This window comes from Pseudoalteromonas sp. BMB (assembly GCF_001709235.1).
Lineage (GTDB): Bacteria > Pseudomonadota > Gammaproteobacteria > Enterobacterales > Alteromonadaceae > Pseudoalteromonas > Pseudoalteromonas maricaloris.
The window spans coordinates 1-18,020 of the sequence record NZ_MBQA01000208.1 but is presented as its reverse complement, the minus strand read 5'-3'; the positions used below and the strand labels follow the sequence as shown (position 1 = coordinate 18,020).

Annotated in this window: 18 protein-coding genes; 8 read left to right on the top strand and 10 right to left on the bottom strand. The window is 43.2% G+C overall.

Annotated elements, in window-relative coordinates:
• Positions 1 to 2: 2 nt before the first annotated feature.
• From BB427_RS21640 to BB427_RS21620, 7 genes are all read right to left on the bottom strand, one after another.
• Positions 3 to 587, bottom strand: a complete 585-nt coding sequence (locus BB427_RS21640) for a glutathione S-transferase N-terminal domain-containing protein (RefSeq protein WP_069023205.1) — start codon at positions 585 to 587, stop codon at positions 3 to 5.
• Entirely contained in the window at positions 588 to 791 is a 204-nt protein-coding gene (locus BB427_RS24005) for a DUF1289 domain-containing protein (protein ID WP_083229918.1), read from the bottom strand.
• A gap of 20 nt (positions 792 to 811) precedes the next feature.
• Positions 812 to 1,096 carry a hypothetical protein gene (locus tag BB427_RS21635; protein ID WP_069023203.1) on the bottom strand — a complete coding sequence of 95 codons (285 nt, stop codon included), beginning with the start codon at positions 1,094 to 1,096 and terminating at the stop codon, positions 812 to 814.
• A 71-nt stretch (positions 1,097 to 1,167) separates the two neighbouring features.
• Positions 1,168 to 1,335 (bottom strand): I78 family peptidase inhibitor, encoded by a 168-nt coding sequence (locus BB427_RS24000; protein WP_010370159.1) that lies wholly within the window; start codon positions 1,333 to 1,335, stop codon positions 1,168 to 1,170.
• A 24-nt stretch (positions 1,336 to 1,359) separates the two neighbouring features.
• Positions 1,360 to 1,806 (bottom strand): methyltransferase family protein, encoded by a 447-nt coding sequence (locus BB427_RS21630; RefSeq protein WP_069023202.1) that lies wholly within the window; start codon positions 1,804 to 1,806, stop codon positions 1,360 to 1,362.
• 70 nt (positions 1,807 to 1,876) lie between these two features.
• A complete protein-coding gene (locus tag BB427_RS21625; protein WP_069023200.1) occupies positions 1,877 to 2,476 on the bottom strand; it encodes a Crp/Fnr family transcriptional regulator in 600 nt (199 codons plus the stop codon).
• On the bottom strand, positions 2,476 to 2,919 hold the full coding sequence (locus BB427_RS21620; RefSeq protein WP_069023198.1) for a GNAT family N-acetyltransferase: 444 nt from the start codon (positions 2,917 to 2,919) through the stop codon (positions 2,476 to 2,478). The genes BB427_RS21625 and BB427_RS21620 overlap by 1 nt, the downstream gene beginning before the upstream one ends.
• 563 nt (positions 2,920 to 3,482) lie before the next feature.
• On the opposite strand from BB427_RS21620, the gene BB427_RS21615 reads away from it, so the two are divergent.
• Positions 3,483 to 6,986: a S8 family serine peptidase gene (locus BB427_RS21615; protein ID WP_069023196.1), complete on the top strand. Its 3,504-nt coding sequence runs from the start codon at positions 3,483 to 3,485 to the stop codon at positions 6,984 to 6,986.
• 304 nt (positions 6,987 to 7,290) lie between these two features.
• Here BB427_RS21615 and BB427_RS21610 read toward each other — a convergent pair whose 3' ends face one another.
• Entirely contained in the window at positions 7,291 to 7,797 is a 507-nt protein-coding gene (locus tag BB427_RS21610) for a GspH/FimT family pseudopilin (protein ID WP_239652705.1), read from the bottom strand.
• A gap of 99 nt (positions 7,798 to 7,896) precedes the next feature.
• Positions 7,897 to 8,433 (bottom strand): GspH/FimT family pseudopilin, encoded by a 537-nt coding sequence (locus tag BB427_RS21605; RefSeq protein WP_254663683.1) that lies wholly within the window; start codon positions 8,431 to 8,433, stop codon positions 7,897 to 7,899.
• 137 nt (positions 8,434 to 8,570) lie between these two features.
• Here BB427_RS21605 and glnB point away from each other — a divergent pair, with 137 nt between their 5' ends.
• Positions 8,571 to 8,909: a nitrogen regulatory protein P-II gene (glnB, locus tag BB427_RS21600; RefSeq protein ID WP_010371023.1), complete on the top strand. Its 339-nt coding sequence runs from the start codon at positions 8,571 to 8,573 to the stop codon at positions 8,907 to 8,909.
• A 218-nt stretch (positions 8,910 to 9,127) separates the two neighbouring features.
• Here glnB and BB427_RS21595 read toward each other — a convergent pair whose 3' ends face one another.
• Positions 9,128 to 9,892 carry an outer membrane protein assembly factor BamD gene (locus BB427_RS21595; protein ID WP_010371025.1) on the bottom strand — a complete coding sequence of 255 codons (765 nt, stop codon included), beginning with the start codon at positions 9,890 to 9,892 and terminating at the stop codon, positions 9,128 to 9,130.
• A 123-nt stretch (positions 9,893 to 10,015) separates the two neighbouring features.
• Between BB427_RS21595 and rluD the strand changes: the two genes are divergently transcribed.
• From rluD to BB427_RS21565, 6 genes are all read left to right on the top strand, one after another.
• Positions 10,016 to 10,993, top strand: coding sequence for a 23S rRNA pseudouridine(1911/1915/1917) synthase RluD (rluD, locus tag BB427_RS21590; RefSeq protein WP_010371027.1), 978 nt, complete (start codon positions 10,016 to 10,018; stop codon positions 10,991 to 10,993).
• 1 nt (position 10,994) lies between these two features.
• A complete protein-coding gene (pgeF, locus tag BB427_RS21585) occupies positions 10,995 to 11,711 on the top strand; it encodes a peptidoglycan editing factor PgeF (protein ID WP_069023193.1) in 717 nt (238 codons plus the stop codon).
• A gap of 90 nt (positions 11,712 to 11,801) precedes the next feature.
• A complete protein-coding gene (gene clpB / locus BB427_RS21580) occupies positions 11,802 to 14,375 on the top strand; it encodes an ATP-dependent chaperone ClpB (RefSeq protein ID WP_069023191.1) in 2,574 nt (857 codons plus the stop codon).
• A gap of 127 nt (positions 14,376 to 14,502) precedes the next feature.
• Positions 14,503 to 15,438: an NADP-dependent oxidoreductase gene (locus BB427_RS21575; RefSeq protein ID WP_069023190.1), complete on the top strand. Its 936-nt coding sequence runs from the start codon at positions 14,503 to 14,505 to the stop codon at positions 15,436 to 15,438.
• A gap of 128 nt (positions 15,439 to 15,566) precedes the next feature.
• Positions 15,567 to 17,144: a glutamate--cysteine ligase gene (gene gshA / locus BB427_RS21570; RefSeq protein ID WP_069023188.1), complete on the top strand. Its 1,578-nt coding sequence runs from the start codon at positions 15,567 to 15,569 to the stop codon at positions 17,142 to 17,144.
• Positions 17,145 to 17,274: 130 nt separating this feature from the next.
• A complete protein-coding gene (locus BB427_RS21565) occupies positions 17,275 to 17,883 on the top strand; it encodes a transglycosylase SLT domain-containing protein (protein ID WP_010606683.1) in 609 nt (202 codons plus the stop codon).
• The last annotated feature ends 137 nt before the right edge of the window (positions 17,884 to 18,020 follow it).

Below are 18,020 nucleotides of genomic sequence, written 5' to 3'. Positions count from 1 at the left end.
AACTACGGATGCACTAAGTGCAATACGCTATGAGCTTCAAGCCATGCAACCAATTCATTCTGATACCCCGCTGCGGGCTGCGCCAATTGAATACCGTAGCTAAATAAACGATAAGCAAGCACAGCATAAAATGCATCGACCATAGTTGGCTTTGCAAACATAAATGGGGAGTGAGCCGCAGCAAAAAGAGTCTCTACCCTTTTTAGCTCGCGCTTTGCCGCATCCGACAAATTTATTGACGTATTTGGCGTGAAAGAAAAAGGTAATTCACAGCGTAGCGCAGTGAAGCCAGCGTGCATCTCAGCGACAAGACTACGTGCCTGTGCACGCTCATAAGGGTCTTGAGGTAGTAAACCGCCTCCACTAAGGTCGTTGAAAAACTCTGCAATCGCGAGTGAATCAGCAATGACATGACCTTCCACGAGCAAAACTGGTACTTGTTTAGTCGGCGATACATTGGCCAACTTTGCTTTGTCATCACAAGAGGTCAAATCGATAAGTTCAATGTCTAACTTAATATCTAAGATAGACGCACATAACAGCGTTCTTAATGACCAAGTTGATTCAGTCCCAATCACCAATTTCATTTAATTTCCTTTATATTTCTGAGCATGTTGCTGTTTGCGCCTCGTACAGTACGCCAAAACTTTGAGCTTTTCATCTTCGCTGTAACTTGTCCAACTGGTGATTTCATTCAACGTTCTAAAGCAACCTAAGCACACATCTTTATCATCCAAACAACACTTTCTGATGCAAGGGGATTGGACTAAATTACAACTTGAGTGTGACATCGCAGCTCCTTTAAATAGATTTACTCAAAATAACTTGCCGGAAAACAAGACTGTCTCTTTTTGCCTTTAAAATGATGGCAGACCTCTCCCGTCTCATTATTAATCAAAAAAGAGTGGTCAATATCCTTAAAGTAAAACCACATAAATTCCATACCTTCTTCTGAGAAGTACTGTTCAAAAGTGGGCTCATCAAAATGCGCCGCTAGCGCATCAATATCTGTAATTTCATCGTAGCTAACGGCATAAACAGCTAGGCTCGTGAACGTAGCTACAACAAAAAATACTTTAACGAGGTCAATGTGCATCTTAATACCTTTAATGATTTGATTAGACGAAATACACCATCTTCATCAATCAATATACAAACTGGATGGGGCTATCCCCACCACATACGCACGACCTGTTGCGCGTCGTTTAACTCAATATTGAGTCGCTGAGGTTGGTGATCTTGGGTAAGCATATCTCCAGATTGGTAAACTCTAACCACCTTACCAACGATTGTTTGTAGGGATTTTGAATAATCAATATCTTGCACCATTTTCATTTTATCCTCATTTATGCTTGGAATTTAAAGCCAACGACGCACTCTCCTTTGATAGCGTAAATAGGCATCTCCAAAAGTTTGTTCCATCATCTTTTCTTCAAACCGAATGTACCATCTGTCTGTAATAAGTAAAAAAGCAATCACAAATAAAAATGACACGAGTGCACCACCGATTAATACAGCATAGCCCAGTAATGCAATGACAAAGCCTAGGTACATGGGATTACGAGTATATTGAAATACCCCAGCCTCCACTAACTTATCAGGCTTATTGAAAGTCATAATATTGGTTTCTTCCTTCGCGAATATTGTGCTGCCCGACTTGGCCAGTGCAAGCACCAAAGCAATCGGTACTAACCCTAAAAGATTGAAAGGGTAATAAATTAAATGTGGTGTAGCAGCCAACCAACACACCACAGGCATCAATATGACAAATAAAAATAGTAAAATAGGAGGCAGTAGCTTTTTCATGATGTTATTCCTTACCATTAAGACAAAATGTAGAGATAAGGTAAATCGAATTTTGTTGCTGCGCCTTAACCTATGTTAAGCCAAGCTCTTTTCTAATTCTCGACAGCGATACATCCGTGATCCCGAGATACATCGCGATATGGCGCAATGCAACCGAGCGACATAATGCTTGATTTTCTATGGTAAAGCGTAAGTATCTTTCCTTTGCACTTAACTGAAGTAACGCCGCTTCGCGTTTCTCTTTTTTAAGCGCCAACTGTTCATACATTTTGCGTACAAACCGCCCCCAATTGAGGTTTTGCTCAGATGCAGTGACTAAGTCAGCATAGCGAATTTCGGCAATCACACAGTCTGTTAGCGCTTGCGTTGAAAATGGACTTGGCTGATCTTCCAGATAACAAGATAAACGAGAGAATGCCCCGCCCTTTTGTAGCAGAGATTTATTCCGTTCACTACCCTTTTCATCTAGGTAGAAATAGCGTCCATAACCATCTAATAAAAAGTAAACACTAGAGATTTTCTCGCCTTGCGCGAATAGTATCGTATCGGCTGTGATATGACCGATTTTTATATGTGGAGCCATAAGTAGCCAGTCATCGTGTGAGAAGTCAACTAACCGCCCATATACAGCTAACCATTTTTGATAATTTTCGTTACTTGATTTAGCCATTAGTGTAAGTGCTTTTCGAATAGTAACAGGATTCTATTATCGTAAGGCATCGTATCGAACTGCTGATATCCAAGCTTTTGGTATATGTATTGCGCTCGAGTATTGTCTGCAAAAACATCTAGCCAAATGCGCGTTATATACAACTCCTCTAACACGTATTTTTCCATCGGTTTTATCGCTTCTTGCCCTATTCCCAATCCCTTTTTAGCAACCACAATACGGCGAAATTCAACATTTTTCAGTTCTGGTTCAACGGCTAAAATAATAAAGCCAACTATTTCACTATCTGAGTGGATTGTTAAGTAGCGTAAATTGGTATCAGCGTACTGAGATTGGTGTGTCGAAAGCGGGCTGCTTATTATAAATTGGTTGTTATCTGCAGCACTTTCCATAGTAACAAACCTGCTAAGGTGTACGCCTTCGCTTGCTGTGAGTTTAAGCATGCAGTTCCTTAATTTAACATTTGACGCTCCCTATCTTAGGCCAATTAATTTGATTCTCAAATCACGAGGTGATATGCAGCGCAATTAATGCACCATTCGCAACAACAAAAATTCAAGGCTAACGTCATACTTACTGTAACTAAATCGAGTAGTAAAATAATAACGGATTGGGTTCAATGCGCACCAACGAATCTATATAACTTATACCGAAGATATGAAAAACGGCTCTTCAAGGACTAATATAGGCTGTGAAACAGTACTTGTTTGCACGATACTTTGGCGACATAAAAAGGTTAATGTGAACAAAACATATCCAAAAAAACCAAAACAGTTTGTTTTAATCAACATTTCACTCTCAGCAAGAATGAACAGCTATATCACTGAAACCTATTAAGAAATGCAATAACAGTTAACCTCTACGTAAAAACAACTACAAATTAAATTCCGTTTTTCGTAACAAAAAGTTGAAATGCCACCCAAAAAGGAACTATATTTGTTCAAATCCTGAAATGGGATGTAAATAAAACAATTAAAAACCATAACAAGTATGATGGGGAAATCCGATGTCAACTCTAAATAAGTCAGCACTCACCATCGCTGTAGTGACTGCTTTATCGTCTTCTACAGTTGCTGCTGCGACGTACAATCAATATAACTTTGAAAATAAACCATCTCTAAAAAGTCAATATCCAGAATTAAAGAATAAACAGACAAGGAAATCTACACAGAACGTTGTAACATGGTTAGTTAAATTAACAACTCCCTCAGTGGCTGAACAAAGTCTCGCTGGCATTAGTTCCAAAAATGCAACATCAAGTATTCAGCAAACTCAACAAAGTGTAGAGGCTACAATTGCTAACACTAGTCCAACACTTCAAGTTGTGGCGAAGACATCTAAGCTAACCAACGCAATTATCGTCAATGGCGAAGAAGCAGAGGTTAACAAGCTGCTGAACAACCCATTAGTACATTCAGTGTTACCTGTATTTGATTATAAATTGAATGTGGCTGACAGTGCCGATTACATAAAAGCAACGCCTTTAGTTTCAACAGGTGAAGTTACAGGTGCAGGAATTCGTGTTGCAGTACTTGATACTGGTATTGATTACACTCACCAAGCATTTGGTGGCGCTGGTACAGCCGAAGCGTATGAAGCTGCAGCAAGTAACCCTTCAGACACTCCAGCTTGGCCACAAGGCAAAGTGCTAGGCGGTTATGACTTTATTAATAACGATCCAGACCCAATTGACGTAGGTACTAACCACGGTACTCACGTATCTCATTCAGTAACCGGTATCGCACCGAATGTTGAGCTATTTGTCTACTCCGTCTGTGCTGAAAGCTGTCCAGGCTTGGCACAGCTATTAGCACTAGAGTCTGCCATGGATCCAAATGGAGACGGTGATATTTCCGACCGCGTAGATGTTATAAATATGTCACTAGGCGGAGACTTTGGTGATAACCGTGCAGGGGCGGTACAAGAACTTATTGATAAAGCCGTGATGCTAGGTACTAACGTTGTTATCTCAGCAGGTAATGATGGCCCTACACCATTTATTGTTGGTGGCCCTAGTACAACCGATAATGCACTTTCAGTCGGTGCGATGGAGCACTCTGTCATTAAAGGTCAGCACATTTTAGCAACCTTGATGGGTGAAACGGCTGAAGCAGGTGCGGCAGGTTTTAACCCAGAGGGCTTTGAAGAGTTTGAGTTTAGTAGTGACACAACCCCGCTAGCATTTGTTGAGACTGAAAAGAATGACCGAGGAGATGCCACATCTATCGCTTGCGAACCTTTTGCAGACGACGTCGACTTTACAGGCAAAGCGGTCCTTGTTGACCGAGGCGGCTGTAACTTCACTCAAAAAGTGCTAAACGCCCAAGCGAAAGGCGCTAAGTTGGTGATGATCGCCAATAATGTTGAAGGTGGTGGTCCAACTGAACCAGGTGGCAGTGCTCCAGGTATTGAGATCCCGACAATTGGTTTGAGCTATAGCCAAGGTAAAGCACTTAAACAACAGTTACTAGCAGGAAACAATGTTGCCTATAATGTGAGTGCCACAATCATTCTAAAAGAAGGCATGATCGCGTCATTCACCTCTCGCGGACCTTCTATCAGCGGAAGATTAAAACCTGAAATCACAGCGCCAGGTGTTAGCATTATGACTGCACATCCAGGCCTTGGTGATGGACTTACTCCAGCAAGTGGAACTTCATTCTCTGGCCCTATTACAGCTGGTGCCATGAGTATGCTTAAAGAAGCACTACCAAATCGCAATGGTTTTGAGCTAAAAGCAACATTAATGAATGCGGCTAACTTAGATGTTACCATGGAACCTCGCTCGCAAAACCCAAATGCAGCGCTTGCACCAATCAGCTTTATTGGTTCAGGTCTTGTAGATGTTGAAAAAGCGGCAAACCTTCCGGTTGCAGCATGGGCTGAAGATACGATGCAAGCGGCGCTATCATTTGGCTTGGTTTCACTATCTGAAACTTCATCTATCACCAAAAAGGTAGTCGTTAAAAACTTCTCGAACCAAGAACAGACCTATACATTGGCATATGAGCAGCGATTTGCTGACGACGCTGAGCGTGGCGCACTTAGTATGGCCTTTCCTGAGTCGATCACCGTTCCTGCAGGGCAAACCATTTCGTTTGACGTTACAGCAACTATAGATCCAACTAAACTCCCTGAATGGACATTAACTTCTGCCAACATGGCATTCTTGGATGCAACACACGACCTTACAACATTAGAGCTTGATGGTGCATTGAACTTTATGTCTGGCGACGAAAAAGCACTGCACTTGGTTTATCATGTGCTACCAAAAGCTGCTGCTAACGCGAAAGTTATGCCTGTTGTTGATGACCAAGGTGCTAGACACGTATTAACCAATACTGGCGCTGCGACTTTAAAGCCATTTTTTGCTTCAACGGTTGCAAAAGATGAAGCAGGTGATAGCGAACGTTTAGATATAATCGGTGCTGCTGTAGAAACAACTTCAGTCTCAACTGACGTGTGTGATACCGGTTACATGCTATTGACGACCATGGTTACTAATCAACCTATTATCCACACTTATCAAGGTGGCTTTATGGCTGATTTCGATTTGCCAGCTGAAGGTGGAACGTCGCCAGATGGCACTTATGATGTAACTGTTCAAAACGGCAAGCAAGAATGGTTTGGCAATTTCCTATCTGGTAGCGCTATCTCATTTACTCATGGTTATGGTTCAGGAAGCGGTTTTATTACTAATATTCAATTTGCATCTGGTAATAATTTCGTCACCATGAGTAGTTGTGCCGATGCATTTGGACTTACAGCCGAGCAGGTCGCAACCGGAGTGGAAGCCAAGATTCGCTTCCGCACTGAAGAAGAGACTTGGATGCCGATCCCATCAAATTCTCTAGACGAAATGTTCGCTGATAGTTTCATGATAAAAGCACCAGCAATGGAAGTAGCTACAACTGAAGCAGAAGGCTTAGCTATGCTCGTTGATGATGCTGGTAATGAAGTAACAGAGCTTGCACCTGGTGAGTCAGCAAACCTAACTTTCTCCGACAATGATTTCATGATTCTATCAAGTAACGGCGCGGTACCAGTTATTGTTTCTCCGTCAGAAGAATCAGCGAAAGCGCCAATCATCACTGCTGATCAGTCATTCTCAGTCGAGGAAAATACAGCGGTAGATACCGTTATTGGCCAGCTAGAGGTTGAATACGCATCTGACTTTGCGAACCCAGTTTCTGAGTTTATTGTTATTGCTTCAACTTCATCAGCTATCACGGTTAATTCATCAGGACAGGTCATTGTCGCCAACAGCGAGCAACTAGACTTCGACTCAGGACTAGAAAGCGTTGAGCTTGAAGTCGTGGCGACTGATACCGGTGGCAATGTATCTGAGCCTGCGAAAATTATGGTCGAGGTAACAAACTTAATGGATGAAGAGTCAGAACAGCCGACTCCAGATCCAACGCCTACGCCAACACCATCAAAATCTTCAAGTGGTTCATTATTTTGGTTACTACTAGCAGCACCACTTGCGCTGCTACGTAGAAGAAAATAACACCCTACTTTTTGTAATTAAGTAATGAAATGGCGAGCATTGTGCTCGCCATTTTTATTTAACCTGAGGTTTGGATAAGGAATGTTCCAACTCATTGTTGCTAAAGCACAACTTAGTTTTTCCTTGTCTAGCCAGCAAGTTTTAGGGAAAACACCGCTTCCGCGTCCTGCTCTCGCTAAGGTACCTACATCCTGTAGGCAAGGCGAATTTACGTACCAATAGCGGGCTATTGGAAGTGAATTCAACGCTGTTAGCGCAAAAACTGGCTGCTAGACAGGCATTAATTATCCGAAGCTTAGGTTATTTACTTTTGACACTCATCAGTATCTTTTAGAGTGCTTCTCCCTGTGTAGCTAACTGACAACGACAATCCCACGGTAGAACTTGCATTACAATAGACAAAAGTACCGTTATAGAGTCCCGCGAGATGGCCAAAGCGGCGAAATATAATGGCGTTTCTTGGGTAGGTGAGCTTGTCACCTGAGTCTACTGAGTCCACAACCGCTAATTTATAATCATCGCCTGAAAACTCACCTTGAGGGTGGTAGTCGATAAAAACCGTTAACTGAGTGTGCCATTCTTTGTCGTCGCAGCGATTGTTTTTCAGTGGGCATAAAGTAACGGTTGCACCACTTGCAACGGCCTGAATGCGAGCAAAATTAATGGCTCGTCGCAACGCTTCTAGTTTTATTTTTGGTTTATCAAACTGAAATAAAGCCGTAAGACTGGGAAGAGAGAATAAGCTGACGGTAGTGATAATCGCCAAACACACTAAAGATTCCAATAGGGAAAATCCCATATGACGATGCATATCCTTTGCCTCGTTTTATATTTTCTTTAAGCCTAGTCGTTTATATATTAAAGGCAAGATTGAAACTTTGAGATATTTTGCGCATCAGTACTTTTGTGGTTATCCACAGGTATCTGTTGTATTTCCTCGATATAATGCTGTGCCAGCGGTTGAAACACTCAACTGCTGATTGTTGTCGTTACTACCAGGACAATAGGTAAAATTGCCAGCGTTTGAACCACTTAAGAGTCCACTTGAATCAAACCTTAGACGATTGTCACCAGAAAATACCATAGTGTCGTTATCGTCTACGACCTCCATCGTTCTATGGATAGTATCACCATTACTAAATGTGCCATTTTTATCACTATCAACAAACACGCTAATTCTGTTCGTTGCCCAATTATCTTGGCAAGTAAATGCAGTCCTAGCTTGAATATTGGCTGGGGGAGCTGGGCAGAGAATGACAATTTCGTCTGCGGCGGTTGCTTTTACACGAGCAAAAGCGATGTTACGTTGTAATTCTTGTAAGAAGGACTCTGCTCGGTTGCGTTGCAGCAGGTTGCCATCAAAGCTAAATGAAATGGCCAATACGATAGCCAATATAGCGATGGTTATCATCAGTTCTAGTAGATTGAATCCTGCTGATTGTTTCATTACCGCCTCACAACCAAAAAGTAATAATTTATGATTAATATTATTGCGTGAAATCACTTCAACTTTCAATGTCTTTGTTTGCCTTGGGCAAGCGGATTGTCTAAAATCGACGCTATACCAAAGGAATCGAGATAGTCATGAAGAAAATAGAAGCAATAATTAAACCGTTTAAACTTGATGATGTCCGAGAAGCGCTTTCGGATGTGGGGATAACAGGTATGACGGTATGTGAAGTAAAAGGTTTTGGTCGTCAGAAAGGTCATACTGAGTTATATCGCGGTGCTGAATATATGGTAGATTTCTTGCCTAAAGTAAAGCTTGATATTGTCACCGCAGATGAAGACGTTGACAGAGCCATTGAAGTTATCCTAAAAACCGCGCAAACAGGCAAAATCGGTGACGGTAAAATCTTTGTGACCGATGTTGAGCGTGTGGTTCGGATCCGTACAGGTGAAGAGGACGAAGAAGCGATTTAATACGCTGTTAAGTCAAATGCTTACCTTTTAAGGCTGCTTACCTTCTATTATGGGCAGCCTAACTCCTTCCTTATTACAACTACAATCAAATAAAATACGCTGACGGCTGATGTCTATGTACAGAAAACAAGTATTTTTTACTGCTGTAGAATACTTGAAGGCGAGTACTGCTTGGAGAGAAGTCACGACATCGGTGATATCGTGACTTAGCACTCTATTTATTTGTTACGTGCGTTAACCGATTTGGCTTTTTTCACGTTATCTGCAAGGTCTGGTAGGCCGAGTTTGCGGTAGCTTTTTTCCATAATGTCAAAAGCTTGGGTCAGATAACTACTTTGAGAGTAGTGCTCTACTACATATTTACCACGGTTTGCTGCGGCAAGATATGCTTCACGCTCGAAGTAATATTCAGCGACTCTCAGTTCGTAACGAGCCATTTTGTTTAGTAACCATACTAAGCGTTTTTTAGCCTCTGGTGCATACGGACTGTTTGGATAGTTTTTAACTAACGTGGTTAAATCCTGAAAAGCAACGCGGGTGCGATTGGCATCGCGGTCGGCTCTGTCGACACCAAAATATTCTTGGAATGCGTTTTCGTCGGCTTTAATACTTACCAAGCCTCGCATGTAGTACATGTAGTCTAGGTCTTTATGGTTTGGATTTAAGCGAATAAAACGATCAATAGTGGCAAGTGCTTGGTCAGTGTTACCTGTTTGATAATATGCATAGACTAAGTCCATTTGAACTTGTCTTGCATAAGGGCCAAACGGGTAACGAGCATTAATCGCACCCAATAATTCAATAGCGCGGGCATATAAACCGGAATCTAATGTTTGTTTAGCATCTTCATAAAGTGCTTGGGCGGATTTGTTTGGTACGCGTTCAATATCTTCTTGTTCTGGTGCGGATGAACAGGCTGCCAAACCCAAAACAGACGCGGCTAACGCCAGCCTAAAGGCGTGTGTCCTTAAGTTTTTAATCATTTTATTTTACTACCTTTGTTTTCTTCGGCTAGGCCAACTCGGCAAAACCGAGTAAACTATGCATTAATACGATTCTAACCCAGTCGAGCACGGCTTGCACTGGTAAATTAGGTAAAGTTTCAGATGTCAGAGCAAATTTCCCTCCAAGCGGAGGTTCCAGTCGAACTCGGTGGTAAACGTCTAGACCAAATATTGGCGCAATTGTTCCCGGATTTTTCTCGTTCAAGAATAAAAACTTGGATCCTTGAAGATAAAGTCACCGTAGATGGTGAAGTATTCAACACCCCTCGTGAAAAGTTACTTGGTGGTGAAAGTGTTGCTATCGAGACGGTTATCGAAGCACAACGTGAATACGAAGCGCAAGATATAGAGTTAGACATTGTTTATGAAGATGATGACATTCTTGTGATAAACAAGCCGATGGGGCTGGTGGTTCACCCCGGTGCCGGTAACCCAGATGGCACTGTGTTAAATGCTCTGCTGCACCATCACCCAGAAATCATTAACGTGCCTCGTGCTGGTATCGTACACCGTCTAGACAAAGACACGACGGGTCTAATGGTCGTGGCGAAAACTATTCAAGCACAAACGCACTTGGTGAAGAATCTACAAGCGCGTGAAAACTTCACACGTGAATATGAAGCTGTCTGTAATGGCACGATGACGGCAGGTGGCATGATTGAAAAGCCAATCGGTCGTCACGCAACCAAGCGTACACATATGGCAGTACATGAGATGGGCAAGCCAGCTATCACTCATTACCGTGTTGCTGAAAAGTTTCGAGCACACACGCGCTTGCGCCTGCGCCTAGAAACCGGTAGAACGCACCAAATTCGTGTACATATGGCGTATTTGAATCACCCACTAATTGGCGATCAGCTCTATGGCGGCCGTCCTCGTCCACCAAGAAATGCGACTCAAGGGTTAACCGAGCAATTAAGAGAGTTTAAACGTCAGGCATTGCATGCTATAAAACTGAGTATCGCACACCCTATTACTGGCGAAAAGATGACATGGGAAGCGCCTGTGCCTGAAGATATGATTAAGTTGGTGGCAGCGCTCAGAGAAGATACCAAAGAAAACCCGGATTTAACGTTATAAGATGCAACTTGCTCAGTGGCCATTAACCCAATTCGTTGGGACATTATCAACAACGCGCAAGGGCGGTGTTTCAGCACCGCCGTATGATAGCTTTAACCTAGCCTTTCATGTTAGTGATAATGCTGAACATGTAGCCGAAAATCGCCGAACTTTACACGGCTATGTGGCCAACCCGATAGTATGGCTTGAGCAAGTGCATGGCGCAGAAGTGGCGGTGGTCGACGCGCAGTTTGAAATCGCGCAGGTCCATCAAGCCGATGCCTTATACACTCGCTTGCGTCAAACACCACTGGCTATCATGACAGCAGACTGCTTACCCATTCTGCTTGCATCAAAAGATGGTAAAGAGGTAGCCGCTATCCATGGTGGTTGGAAACCTCTTGCTGCTGGAATTATCTCGCAAACACTGGCTAAGTTTAACTGTGCACCTGAAGAGATCTGTGTATGGTTTGGCCCTGCGATTGGGCCTAGCGCCTTCGAGGTGGGTGAAGACGTAGTACAGGCTTTTGAGGCGCAACGAAATACGGCATTTGTTGCTAAAAAAGACGGTAAATATCTTGCGGATATTTTCAAGCTTGCACAATCGTTATTACGCGAGCAAGGTGTAAAGGATTTTTACGGCGATAAACACTGTACAGTAACTATGTCCGAGCAGTATTTTTCCTATCGTAGAGACAAAACAACGGGCCGTATGGCAACTTTGATTTGGCGCAAATAATCAGGGTAAATTATTACTTTTACGCTTGATCTTCGTTCAGTTAATACCCATAAATAAGGTAATTCGATATTTTATATGGGTAAATAAATCATGCGTTTAGATAGATTTACAAGCAAATTCCAAGCTGCGCTTTCCGATGCGCAGTCATTAGCGCTTGGGCGCGATCACCAATTTATTGAACCTGTTCATTTAATGTATGCTTTGCTCCAACAGAGCGGTTCGAGTGTGCGCGCATTATTAGCACAAGCAGGTGTGAGCGCCGACGAGCTTAATACTAAGTTGTCACAAGCCATTGAAAAGCTATTTAAAGTAGAAGGTGTAGGTGGTGATGTACAGCTTTCAAATAACCTTATTTCACTGATCAATCTGTGTGATAAATATGCACAAAAACGTAAAGATAAATATATCTCCAGCGAGTTATTTGTTTTTGCTGCGTGCGAAGATAAAGGCCCATTAGGCGAGATTTTCAAAGCGCTTAACATCACCCAGCCAAAGATCGAGCAAGCCATTAAGGCTATTCGAGGGGGTCAAAAAGTGGATGACCCTAATGCCGAAGACACTCGCCAAGCTCTTGAGAAATTTACCATCGATCTCACTGAGCGTGCTGAGCAAGGCAAGCTTGATCCGGTTATTGGCCGTGACGACGAAATCCGCCGCACTATTCAAGTACTACAGCGCCGTACTAAAAACAACCCTGTACTTATCGGTGAACCGGGCGTTGGTAAAACCGCCATCGTTGAGGGGCTCGCGCAGCGTATTATCAACGGTGAAGTTCCTGAAGGCTTGAAAAGTAAGCGTGTACTATCGCTAGATATGGGAGCATTGGTGGCAGGAGCCAAATACCGTGGTGAGTTTGAAGAGCGCCTGAAGTCGGTATTAAATGAACTGGCTAAAGAAGAAGGCCAAGTTATACTCTTTATTGATGAAATCCATACTATGGTGGGGGCGGGCAAAACCGACGGTGCAATGGATGCTGGCAACATGCTAAAACCCGCACTCGCACGTGGTGAGCTTCACTGTGTGGGGGCGACCACGCTTGATGAATATCGTCAGTATATTGAAAAGGACGCGGCACTTGAGCGTCGTTTCCAAAAAGTATTTGTTGCAGAGCCAACCGTAGAGGACACCATCGCGATTCTGCGTGGCTTAAAAGAGCGTTACGAATTGCACCACTCGGTGGATATTACCGATCCTGCGATTGTCGCTGCGGCTAATTTATCACATCGTTATATCTCAGACCGGCAGCTTCCAGATAAAGCTATCGATTTGATAGACGAAGCCGGGTCTTCAATTCGGCTGCAAATTGACTCAAAACCGGAGCAATTAGACAGACTAGAGCGCCGTATTATCCAACTAAAATTGGAAGATAACGCGCTGGCAAAAGAGAAAGATGAAGCGAGTCAAAAGCGTCGCACTGAGATGCAAACGCTCATCAATGAATTAGAATCTGAGTATCGAGAGCTTGATGAAGTGTGGAATGCCGAAAAAGCCTCACTACAAGGCACACAAGTGATTAAGGCTGAGCTTGAGCAAGCGCGTTTAGATCTAGAAGTCGCGCGTCGAGCAAGTGATTTGCAACGTATGTCCGAACTACAATACGGTCGGATCCCTGAGCTTGAGCGAAAACTAGACCTTGCTTCTCAGGCTGAAATGCAGGAAATGAGCCTTTTAAAAAATCAGGTCGGTGAAGATGAAATTGCAGAAATTCTATCGCGCTGGACTGGGATCCCGGTCGCAAAAATGCTTCAAGGTGAGCGTGAAAAGTTACTGCAAATGGAAGACGAGCTTCATAAAAAAGTGATTGGTCAAGACGAAGCCGTTAATGCGGTTGCCAACGCTATCCGTCGCTCACGAGCCGGGCTTGCAGACCCAAACCGCCCAATTGGTTCGTTCTTGTTCTTAGGTCCAACAGGGGTGGGTAAAACGGAGCTGACCAAAGCGTTAGCCAACTTTATGTTTGATACGGAAGATGCCATGGTGCGCATTGATATGTCCGAGTTTATGGAAAAACACTCAGTTGCGCGCTTGGTTGGTGCACCTCCTGGCTATGTTGGCTATGAAGAAGGTGGCTATTTGACAGAAGCGGTAAGGCGTCGTCCTTATTCTGTGATTTTGCTTGATGAAGTGGAAAAAGCGCATCCAGATGTATTTAACATCTTATTGCAGGTCTTGGACGATGGTCGCTTGACCGATGGTCAAGGTCGCACGGTTGATTTTAAAAATGCGGTGATCATCATGACCTCGAACTTAGGGTCGGATGTCATTCAAGAGCAGGCAGGAAACAACGACTACGCAACACTCAAGGAGCGTGTTATGGGCGTGCTCGCTAGTCAGTTTAGACCTGAGTTTATTAACCGTATTGATGAAACTGTGGTGTTCCACCCGCTTATCAATGAACATATTAAAGAAATTGCGAGTATCCAATTAGACAGATTGAGTAAACGCTTAACTGAAAAAGGCTTTGCGCTTGAGCTCAGTGACGCCGCGCTTGATAAAATCGCTGCAAGCGGGTTTGATCCAGTATATGGTGCTCGTCCTCTAAAACGAGCAGTGCAACAATATATCGAAAACCCGTTGGCTCAGGACTTGTTACAAGGTAAGTTTGTGACTGGCGATACCATTAAAGTCGGGGTTGTCGACGACCAGATAGTGTTCAATCACTAATATAGCTAAACGCTCTTACAGTCATACTGTAAGAGCGTTTTTCCTTCCCATACTGTAAATTTCTTCAAACTCCTTACCCTTTCGCGTATTCTACAAAGATAACAAACTGTCTTTAAGAAAGCCGCATATGATAAATAAGTCAACCACTTACGGTATCTACGAATTTGGTGATAGCAATCAGCTGTGTAGTACCACCATTTCTTTGCCAGCACTTACTTCAGGCCAAGTGCGCATAAAAGTAAACAGTACCAGCGTTAATCCTATTGAAGTGAAAACCAGGCAAGGTCTTGGTTATGTTGCGGCGCAAAAAGGCGCAGGTGCCTTTTTGCCGCTCGGATATGATCTGTATGGTGAGGTGGTTGAGGTTTATGGCCCAGATAACCAATTTAAAGTAGGCGACCTTGTCATCGGTATGATTGGATTTGCAAGTAACCCCGGAACTTATAGTGATTATGTAGTGGCGCCTGAGGCTGAGCTCATCAAGGTTTCTTTGCAAGAAAATCCAGATATTGCAGGTCTTTGTCTTGCGGGTCTTACGGCAAAACAAGCGCTAGATAAATTTTCGAATCATAATCGTCCACTATATGTATTGGCACCAACCGGTGGCGTGGGGCATTTAGCAATTCAACTAGCACAGCTCCAAGGGCGAAAAGTCATCGCTGTCTCGACCCGCCCTGAGCACGAATTGTTGTCGAAGCTCAAGGTAACGGCAATAAGTTATGACGAATTTTATCAGCACCAAGTTGAATGCGATTTACTGGACTTAATTGGTGGCGATATTGCATTACAGTGTGTCGACTCGATGAAGCCGGATTCGCACCTAGTGACTATTCCCAGCGTCACCAAAGAAATCGTCTGTGAGCGAGCCACGACAAGGGGTGTAAAGGCTGAGGGGATGTTGGTTGCGAGTAATTTAGGCGATCTTAAATATTTGTATCAGGCGTACCAAGCTGGCAAAATCAGCATCAACGTAAGTCATTACTTTGCGATGGCGGATATTGCGCTGGCTCATCACTGTATGGAAAGTGGTAAGCATGTTGGCAAAGTTATTATTAAGGCCTAAGTGTACTAAAAGTAGCCATATTTAAATTGATTGCTCGGTTTAAATCACTCATTTAATGAATACACTTGGTATAATTTGGTTTCGACCCCATAAACTTGAAATTGGCCTGTAGGTTCGAGGAAGAATTTTTGAAACAATTAGACTTAAACACTAAGCTGGACTTATTGTCTGACGGCGCGCATCGCGGCGTTTTCAAAGGTATCAAAAGAGGTATCGAACGTGAGGCATTGCGGATCCAAGGGTCGGGAAAAATAGCGAAAACACCGCATCCAGAAAAGACGGGCCACGCACTGACCAATGGTCATATCACCACTGATTTTTCTGAGTCGCTACTCGAATTTATCACCCCTGTGAGTGAAGACCCACAAGAGACATTAGCGCAACTTTCTGATCTACAGAAGTTTACTTTGGCGAATATGGGTGATGAGTTACTGTGGCCTTTGTCGATGCCATGCTTTATTGAGGACGAAGAAGATATCGTCCTAGCGCAGTTTGGCACCTCTAATATCGGCAAAATGAAAACGCTATATCGTGAAGGGCTAAAAAACCGTTATGGCAGCATGATGCAGGCCATTGCGGGTGTGCACTTCAATATTTCGTTTCCAGAGTCCGTTTGGCAAAGTCTGCAAGTGATGTCTGAAGATGATAACCCTCAACAATCATTTATCTCCCAGCAGTATTTAGGCCTAATTCGTAATTTCAAGCGTGAAATGTGGCTGATCAGCTACCTGTTTGGCGCATCTCCTGCGCTTTGTCCGTCATTTTTGCAAGGCAAAAAGAGCGACTTGCCATTTAGTAAGCTAGAAAATGGCTCCATCTACCTTGAATATGGCACGGCGCTTAGACTGGGTGATTTAGGTTATACCAATAGCGCACAAAGCTCGCTTAAGGTGATGTACAACGATCTGGATGAGTATATTGCGGGCTTGCGACAAGCCATTCGTTGTCGCTCCGACTTATATCATGAAATTCCAGACTATCGAGCAGCAGAGCCAAAACAGCTGAATCGCAACATTTTACAAATTGAAAATGAGTTCTACTCGCCAATTAGACCAAAGCGCAATGCCAAGTCTGGTGAAACGCCGACTCAGGCACTTGAACGTGGTGGTATCGAATATATCGAAATTCGTGCGCTGGATGTTAACCCATTCGAGCATACTGGTGTCAGTCTTGAGCAAATCCACTTCCTCGATGTGTTCTTAACCTATTGTTTGTTAAAGCCAAGCCCTGAGCTTTCGTTTGAAGCGCAGAAGCTCGCTGGTAAGAATTTACATCAGGTGGTTAACCAAGGTCGCTGCACAGCACTTGAACTGAGTAAAGCGGGTGAGCCTGTGAGTGTGAAGCAGTGGGGCACAGAGATTTTTACAGACTTACTCAAAGTCGCAAAAATGTTAGATGCGAGTACCGAAAAATTAGTCTACGTGGCAACAGTGGAAAAATTAATGTTGTCAATTGAAACACCTGCACTTACTTTTTCTGGGCAGTTGCTATCTCAACTGAAGAGTCGTACCTTAGAACAAGGCTCAATGGGCATTGAACTTGCGAAAAAATATAAGCAACTTCATCAAGATATCAAATACGGCTATTACGATGAAGATACGCTGAAGTCATTTGCACGTCAGTCTTTCGAAGATGAGGCTGCGGTTAGAGCTGCGGATACGGTAGACTTCACGGCTTTCCTTGACGATTATTTTTCAAGGGCATAATGCACAAGGCATAAAAAAGCGCAGCCATAAGGCTGCGCAAATAAATTTCAGGGATGAAACAATGCTAAACTGCTGCATTCATAAGTTCAGACCAATGCAAATTGTAAAAGTTCATTAGGTTTCGAAAAAAATGCAAAAAAAATTAATTTTAATTAGCCTCGTCGCTGTTTTATCCGGATGTGCTACTGCACCACCTAAACAACCTCATGATATTTGTAAGATTTTTGAGGAAAAAGAAGATTGGTACTATGACGCTCGTGATGCTCAAGAAAAGTGGGGCTCACCAAAGCATGTACTGATGAGCATGATGTATCAAGAAAGTTCTTTTCGGCATGATGCGGCTCCGCCTATGGAGTATTTCCTGTGGTTTATTCCTGTTGGCAGAGTGAGCTCTGCTTATGGCTACTCTCAAGCCAAAACTCCGACCTGGTCTGATTATATTCGTGAAACTGGAAACTCAGGTGCAGATCGCGATGACTTTGAAGACGCCATCGACTTTATGGCTTGGTTCGTATACAAAACTCACAAGGTAAACGGCGTGTCTAAATGGGACGCTTACGCACAATACCTCAATTATCATGAAGGCTGGGGCGGTTATCGTCGTGGTACTTATAAAAATAAGAAATGGTTAATGCAAGTCGCAAATAAGGTAAAGCATCGTGCTGCGCGCTATGCCGTTCAACTTAAACGCTGTGAAGATGATTTAGATAAGAACTGGTTCGAGAGAATTTTTTCTTGAGTAAATTGCGGTGTTACTTTCAACACCGCAATTGAGTTTAGTTTTACTTACTTAAGAGTTATACCAATTAGACTTAATGCTTGCTCAATTTGAAGGATCAAATCTGACGCTAACTGCGCTGTCTCTTATACACATCT